The 13683-nt window shown below is 48.2% G+C and carries 16 protein-coding genes and 1 pseudogene; 6 read left to right on the forward strand and 11 right to left on the reverse strand.

Features of this window, described 5'->3' with window-relative positions; all coding sequences use genetic code 11:
* Window positions 1-124 precede the first annotated feature (124 nt).
* From ON063_RS12930 to adhP, 4 genes are all read right to left on the reverse strand, one after another.
* Window positions 125-1039: a methyl-accepting chemotaxis protein gene (locus tag ON063_RS12930; RefSeq protein ID WP_274665406.1), complete on the reverse strand. Its 915-nt coding sequence runs from the start codon at window positions 1037-1039 to the stop codon at window positions 125-127.
* A 113-nt stretch (window positions 1040-1152) separates the two neighbouring features.
* Window positions 1153-1680 carry a CarD family transcriptional regulator gene (locus ON063_RS12935; RefSeq protein ID WP_271305830.1) on the reverse strand — a complete coding sequence of 176 codons (528 nt, stop codon included), beginning with the start codon at window positions 1678-1680 and terminating at the stop codon, window positions 1153-1155.
* Window positions 1681-1787: 107 nt separating this feature from the next.
* Window positions 1788-2213 carry a MarR family winged helix-turn-helix transcriptional regulator gene (locus ON063_RS12940; RefSeq protein ID WP_214875973.1) on the reverse strand — a complete coding sequence of 142 codons (426 nt, stop codon included), beginning with the start codon at window positions 2211-2213 and terminating at the stop codon, window positions 1788-1790.
* 112 nt (window positions 2214-2325) lie between these two features.
* Window positions 2326-3357: an alcohol dehydrogenase AdhP gene (gene adhP, locus ON063_RS12945; RefSeq protein WP_274665407.1), complete on the reverse strand. Its 1032-nt coding sequence runs from the start codon at window positions 3355-3357 to the stop codon at window positions 2326-2328.
* Window positions 3358-3551: 194 nt separating this feature from the next.
* Between adhP and ON063_RS12950 the strand changes: the two genes are divergently transcribed.
* From ON063_RS12950 to ON063_RS12965, 4 genes are all read left to right on the forward strand, one after another.
* A complete protein-coding gene (locus tag ON063_RS12950) occupies window positions 3552-4292 on the forward strand; it encodes a hypothetical protein (RefSeq protein ID WP_274665408.1) in 741 nt (246 codons plus the stop codon).
* A gap of 109 nt (window positions 4293-4401) precedes the next feature.
* The gene (locus ON063_RS12955) at window positions 4402-5148 is read left to right on the forward strand and encodes a methionine ABC transporter ATP-binding protein (RefSeq protein WP_274665409.1); all 747 of its coding nucleotides are present in this window, start codon (window positions 4402-4404) and stop codon (window positions 5146-5148) included.
* Window positions 5141-5803: a methionine ABC transporter permease gene (locus ON063_RS12960; protein WP_214696647.1), complete on the forward strand. Its 663-nt coding sequence runs from the start codon at window positions 5141-5143 to the stop codon at window positions 5801-5803. Before ON063_RS12955 ends, ON063_RS12960 begins: the two co-directional genes overlap by 8 nt.
* 20 nt (window positions 5804-5823) lie before the next feature.
* Window positions 5824-6639, forward strand: coding sequence for a MetQ/NlpA family ABC transporter substrate-binding protein (locus tag ON063_RS12965; RefSeq protein ID WP_274665410.1), 816 nt, complete (start codon window positions 5824-5826; stop codon window positions 6637-6639).
* Window positions 6640-6671: 32 nt separating this feature from the next.
* On the opposite strand, the gene ON063_RS12970 is transcribed toward ON063_RS12965, so the two are convergent.
* From ON063_RS12970 to ON063_RS12980, 3 genes are all read right to left on the reverse strand, one after another.
* Window positions 6672-7508, reverse strand: coding sequence for an aldo/keto reductase (locus ON063_RS12970; RefSeq protein ID WP_274665411.1), 837 nt, complete (start codon window positions 7506-7508; stop codon window positions 6672-6674).
* A gap of 78 nt (window positions 7509-7586) precedes the next feature.
* On the reverse strand, window positions 7587-8549 hold the full coding sequence (locus tag ON063_RS12975) for an HAAS signaling domain-containing protein (protein WP_274665412.1): 963 nt from the start codon (window positions 8547-8549) through the stop codon (window positions 7587-7589).
* Window positions 8536-8883: a PadR family transcriptional regulator gene (locus ON063_RS12980; protein ID WP_214696655.1), complete on the reverse strand. Its 348-nt coding sequence runs from the start codon at window positions 8881-8883 to the stop codon at window positions 8536-8538. The genes ON063_RS12975 and ON063_RS12980 overlap by 14 nt, the downstream gene beginning before the upstream one ends.
* Window positions 8884-9020: 137 nt before the next feature.
* Here ON063_RS12980 and ON063_RS12985 point away from each other — a divergent pair, with 137 nt between their 5' ends.
* On the forward strand, window positions 9021-9422 hold the full coding sequence (locus ON063_RS12985; RefSeq protein WP_274665413.1) for a hypothetical protein: 402 nt from the start codon (window positions 9021-9023) through the stop codon (window positions 9420-9422).
* Window positions 9423-9459: 37 nt separating this feature from the next.
* On the opposite strand, the gene ahpF is transcribed toward ON063_RS12985, so the two are convergent.
* Together ahpF and ahpC are read right to left on the reverse strand one after the other, a co-directional pair.
* Window positions 9460-10983, reverse strand: coding sequence for an alkyl hydroperoxide reductase subunit F (gene ahpF / locus ON063_RS12990; RefSeq protein ID WP_074036831.1), 1524 nt, complete (start codon window positions 10981-10983; stop codon window positions 9460-9462).
* Between the two features lie 11 nt (window positions 10984-10994).
* Complete coding sequence (gene ahpC, locus ON063_RS12995) at window positions 10995-11558, reverse strand: alkyl hydroperoxide reductase subunit C (RefSeq protein ID WP_015880295.1); 564 nt, start codon at window positions 11556-11558, stop codon at window positions 10995-10997.
* Between the two features lie 317 nt (window positions 11559-11875).
* On the opposite strand from ahpC, the gene ON063_RS13000 reads away from it, so the two are divergent.
* On the forward strand, window positions 11876-12562 hold the full coding sequence (locus tag ON063_RS13000; RefSeq protein ID WP_274665414.1) for a BglII/BstYI family type II restriction endonuclease: 687 nt from the start codon (window positions 11876-11878) through the stop codon (window positions 12560-12562).
* A 14-nt stretch (window positions 12563-12576) separates the two neighbouring features.
* On the opposite strand, the gene ON063_RS13005 is transcribed toward ON063_RS13000, so the two are convergent.
* Both ON063_RS13005 and ON063_RS13010 read right to left on the reverse strand, forming a co-directional pair.
* A complete protein-coding gene (locus tag ON063_RS13005) occupies window positions 12577-13023 on the reverse strand; it encodes a very short patch repair endonuclease (RefSeq protein WP_214746560.1) in 447 nt (148 codons plus the stop codon).
* A gap of 69 nt (window positions 13024-13092) precedes the next feature.
* A pseudogene (locus ON063_RS13010) lies at window positions 13093-13683 on the reverse strand (Sau3AI family type II restriction endonuclease); the annotation flags it as partial.

Consider the following 13683-nt stretch of genomic DNA (forward strand, 5'->3'; position numbering starts at 1 on the left):
GGGCTACGCCCCGAGACGCTTAGAGGAGGGAGAATTCTCGCCTGATTTAGTTAAAGAACACTAACAAAAACCGTTCAATCGAAGCAGGACGCGTTGTCGCAGCTTCATTTGAACGGTTTTAGCGTCATACCATTTTAAGAAACGTCTTCGCCTGTTGTTCGAGTGTAGCGGCTGAATCCGCTAATTTCTCGAACTCTCGGACCGTCTGTTCGAGCTGTCCAGAGCTATCTTTCACTTTGTGAGAGATGCGTCCGATGCTCGTGGACACGTCATCAATCCGTTTGACGATTCCTTCGATATTGTGATTCACTTCTGTGATCGAGAGGGACACTTTATTCGACAGATTACGCACTTCCGTGGCGACGACATTGAACCCGCGCCCATGCTCACCTGCTCGTGCCGCCTCGATGGCCGCATTGAGTGCGAGCAAATTCGTTTGGGCAGCGATTTCGCGAATCGTTTGGACGATGTCCGTGATCGTCTTTGCCTCTTGTTGGAGTGCAAGAAGGTGTTCCCTGTTTTGAATCGATTCTGCTTCGATTTGTTTCACATTTTCTAGCACATGTTCTCCGTCCTGCTTACCAACCTTAGACTGTGCGGATAAGTACTCTGATGTTTCTTGAAGGTTGTTTGCTAGATGGAGAACATCCTGTTGACGTGATGTGATATCAGCTGCAATCTTAGAGACACCAATGACACGTCTGTTCGTATCATCAAAAATAGGCATATAGGTGGCTTCTAACCAAACCGTTCGACCATCTGCAGCAAGACGTTCGATTTTGTCATGATAACTGACTCCTTGCATCAGTTTCCGCCAAAACAAGTCATACTGGGGACTGTTTGCAAACTTCGGCAAGCAAAGGTCACGATGGTGTCGTCCTATCAATTGAGTGACTTCATAGCCCATCGTTCTGGCGAAAATCTCGTTGACGTAGGCGACGCGTCTGTCTTCATTGAATCGGATGATGGCCAAATTATTCTCGATGGCTCGAATCACATGCGTGTCGGTGACATGGGTCGTACTAGAGTGAAGTTGCATCCTAACATCCTCCCTATATCGTGTGAGTTATTTGTATTAGGATACCCCATAATTGTAAAAAAAAAGTATATTATTGTGACAGAACAAAAAAAGACCTCTTCCACGTGGAAGGGTCAAGGTGTGAGTGTCGCCATGCTTTCATGTAAGTATTCACCGATTTGACGTTCGATGTCGCTTTCTGAACGTTCAAGAGCGAGCGAGAGTTCTTTCACCAAAATGGTTTTGGCGTTCTCTAAAATTTTACGATCTTGTTCGTACAGCTTTTTGTTTGCCTGTAACGCCTCGATTTGACGACGGCTCAATGTATTCACGACTTGAGCGATCTCGTGACGGTTCCCTGAATGGACAACATTTAAAAATTCACGATTGCGATTGTTCGAATGCGGATTCCATTCAACGCCAGGCGAGCGGAACGACTCTAAAATCTCTAATGCTTCGTCTGCTTCGAGCAACGTCAACATCATCACATTGTCATTATCGACCGGGATGCTAATCTGCAACTTCTGTGAGTTGTTGATGGGGTGAAGCGTATAGTACGATTTCGTTTCTCCTGCGACCGTTTTGTCCGAAATGTCGTCGATCCGACATACGCCATGGGTCGAGTAGATGATTAAGTCTCCAGCTTTAAACAAGTCGATCACCTCTTCCTTATCTATAAGCATAGTCATTCAGAAGGTGAAATGTCAACTCGGTTGACGTTTGGTGCAAGGTGTGCATACAAAAATCGTGACGAATGAACTCGACACGATTACAGTTTCCAGTCCATCCGTAGAATGGTTTTCAGTTGATTGAACGCCTCTTGTCCGATGCCTTCTTGGATCCGTTGCTCGAGTTGCGCTTTGAGCGCCTCATTCTGTTCATAACAAGTGTGACCGAGAGAGGTCAGCTCGATGCATTTGTCCTTTCGATTTTGCGGATGGTCCGTCACGAGGACGAGCGCCTTACCTTCTAGATTCTTAATCAGTTTATGAATCGCTTGCCGCGAGATATGGACGTCTCGTGTGACCTCGGCAATGGTCGTCTTGGCTTGATAAAGTGTAGCGAGAATATACCATTCGGAGTTTGAGATGTGGATGTCACTCTGCTCATTCCAGGATTGTTCACTTATGCGTCGAACTTGATCGTTTCGTTCTGTCAGTAAATCAAGTAGACGTGTTGACGTTGATGGAGTCAAATCAAGTCACTCCTCTTTCGTTTCCAGGTTTTTAGACGTTCCTAACTATACAAAAGCAACTATACCCCGTCAATGTCAATCTAGAACAAAACGAGGCACAAGGCCTCGTTTTTTACTGGCAGTCTTTATTTTTGAAATCGATGACCATCCGTCCCTGAATTTTCCCTTGTTCCATCTCTTCGAACACGTCTTGCACTTCGTGAAGGCAACGCTTGTGAACGACCGGGACGACGAGTCCTTCGGCTCCGAACTGGAAAGCCTCTTCTAGGTCTTTACGTGTCCCGACGAGAGATCCGACAACTTCAATCCCATCGAGAACGAGACGTGGGATGTTCAAATCCATCGTTTCAGAAGGAAGCCCGACGGCCACGACTTTCCCGCAGGCTCGAACGGCGTTGACCGCTGAATTGAAGGCGACTTTTGAGACGGCCGTGACGACTGCGGCGTGTGCTCCGCCGAACTTCTCTTGAACGATATCTGCCGCATCTCCCTCGTTCGAAGGGTTGATCGTCAAATCGGCACCGCTCTCTTTGGCGAGCTCGAGCTTGTCGTCGTTCAAATCGACAGCGATGACGTGCGCGTTGAAGACGTGTTTCGCATATTGGATGGCTAGGTTGCCGAGTCCACCACAACCGTAGATGACGACCGTCTCCCCAGGCTTCACGTCCGCGACTTTGATGGCCTTATACGTCGTGACGCCCGCACATGTGATACTTGAGGCTTGTGCAGGATCCAAGCCTTCTGGTACTTTGACGGCATAATCTGCCACGACGATACTTTGCTCGGCCATGCCACCGTCAACGCTATAGCCGGCATTTTGAACGTTTCGGCAGAACGTCTCGCGTCCCGTCGTACAATATTCGCAGCGACCACACGCATGGTACATCCAGGCGATGCTGACACGGTCGCCGATTTTGAGACTCGTAACATCGTCCGCGATTTGCGATACAATCCCAATCCCTTCATGACCGAGCACACGTCCTTGGACATCCCCGAAGTCACCGGCCGCGACGTGAAGGTCCGTGTGACACACGCCACAGTACTCGACATCGACGAGCGCTTCCCCAGATTGTAATGGACGAATTTCCTTTTCTACGACTTCAATGTTGGCTTTGCTTGCTGAATTGACAACGACTGCTTTCATGTTTGAACACACTCCTTGTGAGAAATTAGCGAATCTGCCTAAACAACACTCTGAATCACACCGTCAGAATAGCACAAAAAATGGAATGAAAGCGCTTTATTTTTGGATAGCATTTGTCTGAAACATGAACTTTTGTCACATGAAGATTTAGGGAAATAGAGATGAAGGAAGCAAACGAAAGGAGTGTCAGTTACATGACGCGGACAGAGTTATTTCACACATACAAATCGAAAATTTTACAGTTATCAGATTTGGAGGAAGAGACGTTAAAAAGCGAAGAATTCTTGTTGGACCGTGACGAAAAGAAACAACTCGACATCTATTACGCACCATTCGAATACATTAATCCAAATGCGAAAGTCGTCATCGCGGGAATCACACCTGGTTTGTATCAAATGCGGCAGTCGTTCGAGGCGATCCGTGACTTGAGGGACGCGCCAGACGAAGAGGCGCTTCGAGCCGTCAAACAACGTGGCAGTTTTTCCGGTCCGATTCGGAAGAACTTGGTGACGATGCTGGATGATTTAGAGCTACATCATCACTTAGGGATCGAGTCCTCCCTCGATTTGTTCGAATCAGCAAATCATCTCGTACAAAACACGGCGGTCCTCCCTTATCCGGTCTTTTATAAGGGTAAAAACTATAACGGGTCGAGCCCGGATATGATTCGAACGGATTTGTTTCGACGGTATGTGGAAGGAACGTTCGCTGAAGAGATGGCCCATCTTCAAGATGCTCTCATCTTACCGATGGGCGTCAATGTGAGGCGAGCTGTGGAATTGTTGGTTGAGCGAGGGCTCTTGGATCAGGATCGCGTAGTGAGCGGGTTTCCGCACCCATCTGGTGGGAACGGTCATCGCCATCGCATCTTCGCCGAAAATCGAGACGCCATGAAGCGACACATCGCCGAATATTTCAAACGACATCCACTCTGAACCGCACTGCGGTTCTTTTCGTGTGAGCACATGACCTGACATCGACTCTTTACTTCGCTAAAATGGTAAACGGTTGACTCACTCACGAGATGTAGAAAGGATGTCCGCCATGATCACATTGTCGTCCGTCCATAAACGTTATGGACAAGAGATGGCCGTTCGCGATGTATCGCTTCATATTCGAAAAGGAGAGATTTACGGCATCATCGGCGCAAGCGGTGCCGGGAAGTCGACGCTCCTTCGATTGATGAACGTATTGGAGCGACCCGATCGTGGAAGTGTCATAGTCGATGGCGACCAGTTGACCAAGCTCTCCAATCGGGAACTCCGCAAGAAGCGACATCGGATCGGTATGATTTTTCAACAATTTAATCTTGTCGCAAATAAGACCGTCTTTGATAACGTCCTCGATTCACTGAAGCTTGCCAAGCGCCCGAGAGCGTCATGGGAAGCACGCGTGATGGAATGTCTCCAGTTCGTCGGACTCGAAGCGTATCGCGATAAATATCCTTCCCAGTTGAGTGGGGGGCAGAAGCAACGCGTCGCCATCGCTCGGGCACTCGCAAGCGAACCGAGCGTGCTCCTATGCGATGAACCGACCTCTTCCCTTGACCCGAACACGACGGCAGAAGTGCTACGTGTCCTCCAGTCAGTCAATGAACAACTAGGCGTCACCATCGTCCTCGTCACGCATGAGATGGATGTCATTCGTCAAATCTGTCATCGCGTCACCGTTATGGCAGAAGGAGCCGTTCATGAGACGATTGAACAAGAGCCGACGGGTGTGGTCGCCATCGATCAGAATCCGAGTTGGTTCGTCGAACAGTTACGGAAGGAGGCTGAACCGAATGCCTGATATCTTGTTGCGCTATCAATCAGAGATTTGGCAGTCCATCGCCGAGACGTTCATCATGGTCGGGGTATCGATTCTTGCCGCGATCCTAGTTGGACTTCCATTAGGTACGTGGCTTTATCTTTCGCGTAAAGGACAACTGTTAGAGAACCAAGTCGTCTTCTCCGTCCTCAACCTGGTCGTGAATATCGTTCGGTCTTTCCCGTTCTTGTTACTCGTCGTGTTTTTGATTCCATTTACACGGCTCATCATCGGGACAGCCATCGGAACAGCGGCGGCGACGGTGCCACTTTCCATCATCGCCATCGCGCATTATGCGCGCCTCGTCGAACAATCATTGATTGATGTTCCGCGCGGGGTTGTCGAAGCGGCGCTTTCGATGGGGGCGTCGGTGAAAGATATCATCTTCAAGTTTCTTTACGTCGAAGCCAGATCCGGTCTCGTGCTCGGATTGACGACATCCATCATCAGCTTTATCTCGTACTCGACGATCATGGGGGTCGTCGGGGGCGGTGGCATCGGTGACTTTGCCATCCGTTACGGATACCAACAGTTCCAGACAGAACTCATGCTCTATATGATTTTGATCATGCTCGTCTTCGTACAGCTGATCCAGTTCACGGGCACGACCGTGGCACGAATTATCGACAAACGCTAAACAGAAAGTAGGAAATGAATATGAAAAAATTGATAGCACTTCTTGCCTCGCTCACACTCGTCCTCGCGGCATGTGGGAACGACACAGAAACACAAACAGAACAAGCGAACGAACCACAGACGTTGAAAGTCGCGTCACTCATCCCACCGATGACAGATATGCTTGAAATTGCGAAAGAACAGCTCGCAGAAGAGAACATTGAACTCGAAATCGTCGTCCTCGGAGACAACGTCCAACCGAACTCGGCACTCGCAGCGAAAGAAGTCGATGCGAACTTCTTCCAACACGTTCCGTACATGGAAGAGTTCAACCGCAGCAATGATGCGAATCTCGTTCCAATCGAACCAATCTATTTCGCAAACTACGGCGTATACGCGAAAAACTATGACAACATGGAAGACATTCCGGAAGGCGCGACAATCGCCATCGCCAACGACGTATCGAACATCGACCGCTCGCTCTCCCTTCTCGCACAACATGATGTAATTGAACTCGGAGAGAAAGAAGGCACGTACTATACACAAGCCGACATCACCTCGAATCCGAAAAACTTCAAGTTTGAAGAAGTCGACTTGTTGATGCTCGCTCGTGCATACGATGATGTCGATGCAGTCTTGATGACACCGGCTTACGCGGCACCGCTCGGTTTGACACCAAAGAGTGACGCACTTCTGACAGAAGGTGTCGAGAACGACTTCGCCATTACGCTCGTCGCACGTGAAGACAATCAGGACGACGAAGCAATCCAAAAACTCGGTGAGGCGCTCACGAGTGATGAAGTTCGTGCATTCTTAGAAGAAAACTATGCAGAAACGGCGATTCCGGCGTTTGAATAAAAAAAGATTGAGCCTCGTCGGCTCAATCTTTTTTAGTACTCTTCGTATTCACGAGGGTCCTGGTCATCGATGCGACCGTCCGGCTTCGTCAACGCATTGAGTGTCTCCATCTCTTCCTCGGTCAATTCGAAGTTGAAGACATCGAGGTTCTCTTTCTGATGCAACTCACTAGACGAGCGGGCGAGCGGGATCACACCGAGCTGGATATGCCAGCGCAAGATGACTTGAGAGACACTCTTGCCTTTTTGTTTGGCGAGTTCGGTGATTTTCTCATCGTGGATGACTGTACGAGCGCGACTGAGCGGGCTCCATGCCTCCGTGATGATGCCACGCTCCTTATCGGCTTGACGCTGCTCGACTTGCGAGAAGTACGGGTGTAACTCGATTTGGTTGATGACCGGTGCTTCTCCCGTCTCTTCAATTAAACGGTCGAGATGTTCCGGCATGAAGTTCGATACCCCGATGGAGCGGATCCATCCATTTTTCTTCGCCTGAATCAAGGCACGCCATGCCTCGACGTACTTGTCTTGTTTCGGGTTTGGCCAATGCAAGAGGAATAAATCCCAATAGTCGAGGTTTGCCCGATACAGGGACTCCCGAATCATCTCGAGTGCCTGGTCGTAGTCATAATATTGCGCGCGCAATTTTGATGTTAAGAAAAGTTGTTCGCGCGGGATGCCAGATTGGCGAACCGCCTCACCGACCGCACCTTCATTATCATAACGAATCGCCGAATCGATGAGTCGATATCCGTTTCGGATGGCGCACGTAATGGCGTCGACCCCTGCTTCACCTTTCAAATAAACTGTTCCGAGTCCAATGGCCGGAATCTCATAACCATCATGTAACTTCATTGTTGGAATACCCATCAAATGCCTCCCCATTCAAAATCCGTTCTCTTCTCCGCTATTCCACTTTCCTCGGAAATGAAACGTTTGAATGTGAGGTCAACGACGAAAGGCTTTGATCAACCCTTCGGCCAGGTCGAGGATACACACGACGATGATCGTGAACAAAATACTCCATACACCCCAGCGACTGATTGTTTCGATGTCGATATTCGTTTGTTCAGCAATCAAAGAGAGCGCTTCGGTCGAAATTAGATCAGGTTGCAGTAAAATGAGTGCCGTGACGATGATCCATACGATATTGAAGAGGGCGTTCCATAAGGCGAGCGGCTTCGTCCAGTGTCGAACGATCCATTTGTAAATGGCGATCGCGATGCCGAAAACGACCAAGGCAATGACAAATGGGAAGAATTGATTCAAGACGGACGAATTGAGTAGTGGATAGGATTCGCCATCCGTGACGACGCGAATTAACTGTTCGGCGTTGACGTACAATACGACCATCAAAACGGTGACGACAACATCAAACAAGATTGAACCAAGAGAGATTGAGGTCGAACGAGGTTTTACTTTCTTGAGTTGTTCAGGTTTCCAACTCGAGAAGGGGACTTCGCCCTCAGGTACAGCCCGTTCGATGATGAAGAACGTGAGGGTAATCCAGAATAGCGTTTGAACGACAACATTGAAGATGGCAGCCCCGGTCTGAAGGAATGCTTGAATCAAGAATTGACTCCAAGACGTGTCGTCTATGGGGTTGGTCAAATAACCGATGATGGAGAGAATAGTGACAACCGTGACGGCAATCGGTAAGACGATCTTGATGATGTTCACGTACTGTGTGAAGAAAGCTGGTCCGATGAGATGGAGGGGACGATTCGCATAACGAGCAGCGAGAACATGAGGGTCGCCGAGTTCGCGCAACGCTTCAAATAAGGCAGTTTCAGACGGGTCATTTCCAGTCATGTCATCGATGGTCGATTCCAATTCAAGGGCGACATCTTGCTGCATCGATTCAGGGATTCGAGAGGTGACTTCATCGATATATACATCACGAAGATTCATGATCATTTCCTCCTTCAATTAGACGGGTCAACGTTTTCGACATCTTCATCCATTCTTCGTACAACTCATTCAAAATAGCCATTCCATCGGGACTGAGCACATAGTACTTTCGAGGTCGACTTTCCGTCGTATCCCACGAGCTTGTGACGAGTCCTTGTTTTTCCAGTCGACGTAAGAGCGGGTAGAGCGTGCTTTGATCAATGTTGATCTCGGCATCAAGTAATGCCTGGACGAGTGAGTAACCATACTGTGGTGTCTTCAACTGACTGAGCACCGCAATCGTCAACGTACCACGACGCAATTCCGTCACCAACGAGGCTTTGACATCGGACATTTTTTCGCCTCCTTCATTCGTTCATCTTTATACTGTATATCATACACTATAAGTCATCATACATCAATGTAGTTAATTATTAAAAAACAAATTGAGTCTTTTCCTGATTCTGGGATAATGAAGGGGAGGTGATGTTCATGAAATGGTGGTGGATAGTTAGCGGCGTGGTGATCGCCAGTTTATTGACAATCAATGCACAATGGTATGGGAATGCAGGGACGTTCGGGGTGCCGATTGGATGGATGATTACGCTATTGGTTTTAGCCCATTTCCGAAAGCCGATATCGACTCGGTGGGCTGTGACGTTTGGGCTGATCAGCGTAAGTATCGGAATCGTGTTATCCATACCGAGTTATTCAGTAGCGGAAGCACAAGAGATGCTGAATAAAACGTACAATGACGTGACGTACATCGAGAGCGTACCGACGACCGGGGGAGAATGGAATCCATTCACGCCTCGAGTGGGCTATCGGTTTGAGACGGGGAGCGGAAAAGCGGTCTTATTCATCCCGGACTCCGGGAAAACGTTTGAATTGTAAAAAGACTCGCTCTCATGATAGAGGGCGAGTCTTTGTATTAGTTGCGAATCATGTAGTCGAAGGCGCCGAGTGCGGCTGTCGCACCAGAACCCATCGAGATGATGATTTGTTTGTAGGCGCTGTTCGTGCAGTCTCCCGCTGCGAACACACCTGGGACATTCGTTGCACCATGACGATCGACAACGATTTCCCCGAAGTTGTTGCGTTCGACCGAGTCGAGCCAGTCCGTGTTTGGGACGAGGCCGATTTGGACGAAGACGCCTTCCAATTCGACATGGTGTGACTCGTTCGTTTCACGAGACACATACGAGATGCCGTTCACTTTGTCCGTACCCGTGATTTCTGTCGTCTGAGCGTTCGTGATGACAGTCACGTTCGGGAGGCTGTGGAGACGGTCTTGAAGTACTTGGTCGGCCTTGAGTTCAGGAGCGAACTCGAGAACCGTTACATGCTTGACGATCCCTGCGAGGTCGATGGCCGCTTCGATCCCAGAGTTACCGCCACCGATGACCGCGACACGCTTCCCTTCGAAGAGAGGACCGTCACAGTGCGGGCAGTAAGCGACCCCTTTGTTTTTGAACTCCGCCTCACCTGGGACGTTGACGTTACGCCAGCGTGCACCAGTTGAGAGGATGACGCTCTTACTCTTCAAGACAGCACCGTTCTCGAGTTCGATCTCGACGAGGTCATTTTTCTCAAGACGCTTCGCGCGTTGGAGGTTCATGACGTCGATCCCGTACTCTTTGACGTGCTCTTCTAGACTTGCGACAAGTTTTGGACCTTCCGTATAAGCGGTACCGATGAAGTTCTCGATGCCCATCGTGTCCATCACTTGACCACCGAAGCGCTCCGCGATGATTCCGGTACGGATTCCTTTACGAGCCGCGTATACGGCAGCACTCGCACCAGCTGGACCGCCACCGACGACGAGGACGTCGTACGGGTCTTTGTCCGAGAAGGCAGAGGCGTCAGGACCTGTACCAAGTTTCGCTAAGATCTCTTCGAGTGACATCCGACCGTTACCGAACGATTCTCCGTTCAAGAAGACCGTCGGGACAGCCATGATCTCTTTCGCTTCCACTTCATCCTTGAACGCGGCTCCATCGATCATCGTGTGGGTGATGTTCGGGTTGAGGACGCTCATGACGTTTAGCGCTTGCACGACGTCAGGGCAGTTGTGGCAGCTAAGGCTGATGTATGACTCGAAGTGATACGTGCCTTCGATGTTTTGAATCTGTTTGATCGTGTCCGCATCGACTTTCGGTGCGCGCCCACTCACTTGGAGGAGGGCGAGGACGAGTGATGTGAACTCATGTCCGAGTGGAATCCCCGCGAAGACGATTCCTGTCTCTTCAGACGGACGATTCACGCTGAAGCTCGGCGTACGCTCGAGTGTCGCGCGTTCGACCGAGATACGTGATGACATGCTGGCGAGTTCGTTGACGAGCTCGAGCATCTCGTTTGAGACTTTGTCTTCCCCAGCGCTCACACGGAGGACGACGTCGCCCTCCATGAGCTGGAGATATTGGTCGAGCTGTTGTTTAATCGCTGCTTCTAACATGCAATCGCTCCTTACAATTTACCGACGAGGTCAAGGCTTGGGCGGAGTGTTTCAGAACCCTCTTCCCATTTCGCTGGGCAGACTTCGCCTGGGTTGTTGCGTACGTATTGTGCTGCTTTGACTTTGTTGACGAGCGTGCTCGCGTCACGGCCGATGCCGCCAGCGTTGATCTCGACAGTTTGGATGACGCCGTCTGGGTCGATAATGAACGTACCACGGTCTGCGAGGCCGTCTTCTTCGTTCAAGACGTCGAAGTTGCGTGAGATGACGTGTGATGGGTCACCGATCATGATGTACTCGATTTTTCCGATTTTCTCAGATGTTTCGTGCCAAGCTTTATGTGTGAAGTGTGTGTCTGTTGAGACAGAGTAAACTTCTACACCGAGGTTTTTGAGTGTAGCGTACTCGTTTTGAAGGTCTTCGAGTTCAGTTGGGCAGACGAATGTGAAGTCAGCTGGGTAGAAGCAGACAACGCTCCATTTGCCTTTGAGGTCGTTCTCTGTAACTTCGAGGAATTCACCTGTTTGGAATGCTTGTGCTTTGAATGGTAGTACTTCTTTGCCGATTAATGACATGGGTTATGTCCTCCTTGTTTTTTACTCTAGCGTTTCTATCTCGACTAGAATAATTATAATGTAATACTAACTTCATATAACGAGCTGGAATTGTCAAGGCGTTTGCATGCTTTGAAATGTGTTGAAATAACTAATGAATATTTATGATTAGCTTAATATCAATGAAGAAAACGATTACAATAATGATGTATTTTCTTTCTTTAAGTAGTATCTTTACAAAATATTAAATGAGTCACAAACTCGATTGAAAGATGGAGAGTGTATCGTTATTCTCGTCTTTCTGTTCGTGATTATCATTTACAGACGGGGGATTTATTATGAATTATCGAGTTCATTCCCACCGATTCGGTGAGACGATATTGAAGAATGATGAAGAGTTCAAGGAGATTTGGTCAGAGATTCATGACATCATTCAATCAATTAGCGACGATGACATCATCAAATTATTTAATGAAAAATACGCTAAAAAGAACAAGAGTCTATCAAAGGCTTTGAACGAACTATTCAGACTGGAATTTTTGAGAAGAGGATGGATGAGCGAGAGTCCGATTTTTCAGGATCGTGACTATTCAGAGAATGTGTGGCGTCTTGATTTCGCCAAAGACAATATCTCACTCGAGGTCGGATTTAACCATGCGGGTACCATCGCTTGGAACTTATTGAAACCGGTCATCGCAAGCGAACTGAATCACGTTGAAAAAGCGATTCAAACTCGAATCGGAGTAATCATTTGTGCGACTCAACGATTACAGCGAGCTGGTAATTTTGATGGAGCTATTGGGACGTATGAGAAATATGTCCACCATTTGAAGCCGCTGAACACGCAACTCACCGTACCGATTGTCATTATCGGACTTGAAGCACCTGATACATTCAAAATCGTTGAATATTTAAACGAGAAAGGCGAAAAAAGAGGCCACGTAGAGGAATTCTACGCGAACCTGCTTGTCGATGAAACGACCGAGACCTATGATGAACCGATGTTCGATAAAGATTTGGACTGACGTACTTTTTAATCTCAACCACTTCGTATGTGTCGGTTTTGCTTGGCCATATCAACGAAATGAGTGATGGTATAGATGACATGATCAAAATCATCATTGACCTGGTGTTCCCAAAATCGAAGGATGATCCAACCTTCCTCTACATAATGTTGTGTGACGTCGGCATCACGCTCGATGTTACGTCCAATCTTTTGACGCCAAAAATCGGCATTCGTCTTCGGTAGTTTGAAGTGGAGGGGACAGCCGTGCCAATAGCAAGAGTCCAGAAATACGACGACGCGTAATCCAGGAAACGAGATGTCGGGCGTCCCGTAAAGTTTGCGATTGTTTTTGCGGTACCGATATCCGGCCGCCCACAGCGCTTTTCTGACTTTGACTTCCATCTTCGTATCTTTCCCACGGTTTCCGCTCATCGTCTTGAACACGGCTGGACTCGATGCTTTCGGTACGTTTCTGGCCATACCCTCTCCTCCTTGAGTTCTTAGAGAAGGTATTCCCTATACAGTCAGCAGATTATCAACAGAATATGTTCAAGATTTAATCATCATGGATTGCTGAAACTTTTTGTGTAAAAAATCTTTGTTGAACATGAAGCATGTTTTTCGTCCACCTTTGAAAAAAGCTTCATAACAAGAGTCACCTCTTCCGCCTTTCGTAGAAATGACTAGAGGAGAATCTGGACATTTGGTCGCTGTTGGGAGGTCCGAGATCTTGTTTGTGATAAGCGCCTTCTGAATCTGTTTATACGTCTTTGCGAAGTCCTCGATTTCGTCAGGGGTGAATGCGACTTTGAACAAACACTCTAACTTTCGCTGTCCATTTTTAGAGGAGTTCTTTTCGCCGAGATAACCGACATAGAAGAAAGTACTCTCTTCAAAAAATAACTTCCAATCAGAAATCTCCCAATCATCTTGAAAATCTTCTCTGTGGAGAGTTCGGAAGGTTGCTTTTTCAAGGGGATAGTAGTTTGTTTTTATAGGGATACTCCTGATGTCATACGTCAATTTATTGAAAATCTCGACCTTCTCCAAATCCTCTTCGGTGCCAATGACACGTTTCTTAATCATTCCACCTATGCCTTTCGGGATTTTATCTTTAGCAGAATCGGGATCTACAGTCTT

The sequence above is a fragment of the Exiguobacterium sp. B2(2022) genome (assembly GCF_028823655.1).
Lineage (GTDB): Bacteria > Bacillota > Bacilli > Exiguobacteriales > Exiguobacteriaceae > Exiguobacterium > Exiguobacterium aestuarii_A.

Bases quoted from the DNA above. Each gene is read 5' to 3' on its own strand.
- ON063_RS12950 (WP_274665408.1), top strand. From the start codon at position 3,552: ATGACGCGGACAGAGTTATTTCACACATACAAATCGAAAATTTTACAG.
- ON063_RS13005 (WP_214746560.1), bottom strand. From the start codon at position 13,023: ATGGCCAGAAACGTACCGAAAGCATCGAGTCCAGCCGTGTTCAAGACG.
- ahpF (WP_074036831.1), bottom strand. From the start codon at position 10,983: ATGTTAGAAGCAGCGATTAAACAACAGCTCGACCAATATCTCCAGCTC.
- ON063_RS13000 (WP_274665414.1), top strand. From the start codon at position 11,876: ATGAATTATCGAGTTCATTCCCACCGATTCGGTGAGACGATATTGAAG.
- ON063_RS12955 (WP_274665409.1), top strand. From the start codon at position 4,402: ATGATCACATTGTCGTCCGTCCATAAACGTTATGGACAAGAGATGGCC.
- ON063_RS12980 (WP_214696655.1), bottom strand. From the start codon at position 8,883: ATGTCCGATGTCAAAGCCTCGTTGGTGACGGAATTGCGTCGTGGTACG.
- ON063_RS12975 (WP_274665412.1), bottom strand. From the start codon at position 8,549: ATGAATCTTCGTGATGTATATATCGATGAAGTCACCTCTCGAATCCCT.
- adhP (WP_274665407.1), bottom strand. From the start codon at position 3,357: ATGAAAGCAGTCGTTGTCAATTCAGCAAGCAAAGCCAACATTGAAGTC.
- ON063_RS12965 (WP_274665410.1), top strand. From the start codon at position 5,824: ATGAAAAAATTGATAGCACTTCTTGCCTCGCTCACACTCGTCCTCGCG.
- ON063_RS12970 (WP_274665411.1), bottom strand. From the start codon at position 7,508: ATGGGTATTCCAACAATGAAGTTACATGATGGTTATGAGATTCCGGCC.
- ON063_RS12960 (WP_214696647.1), top strand. From the start codon at position 5,141: ATGCCTGATATCTTGTTGCGCTATCAATCAGAGATTTGGCAGTCCATC.
- ahpC (WP_015880295.1), bottom strand. From the start codon at position 11,558: ATGTCATTAATCGGCAAAGAAGTACTACCATTCAAAGCACAAGCATTC.
- ON063_RS12985 (WP_274665413.1), top strand. From the start codon at position 9,021: ATGAAATGGTGGTGGATAGTTAGCGGCGTGGTGATCGCCAGTTTATTG.
- ON063_RS12930 (WP_274665406.1), bottom strand. From the start codon at position 1,039: ATGCAACTTCACTCTAGTACGACCCATGTCACCGACACGCATGTGATT.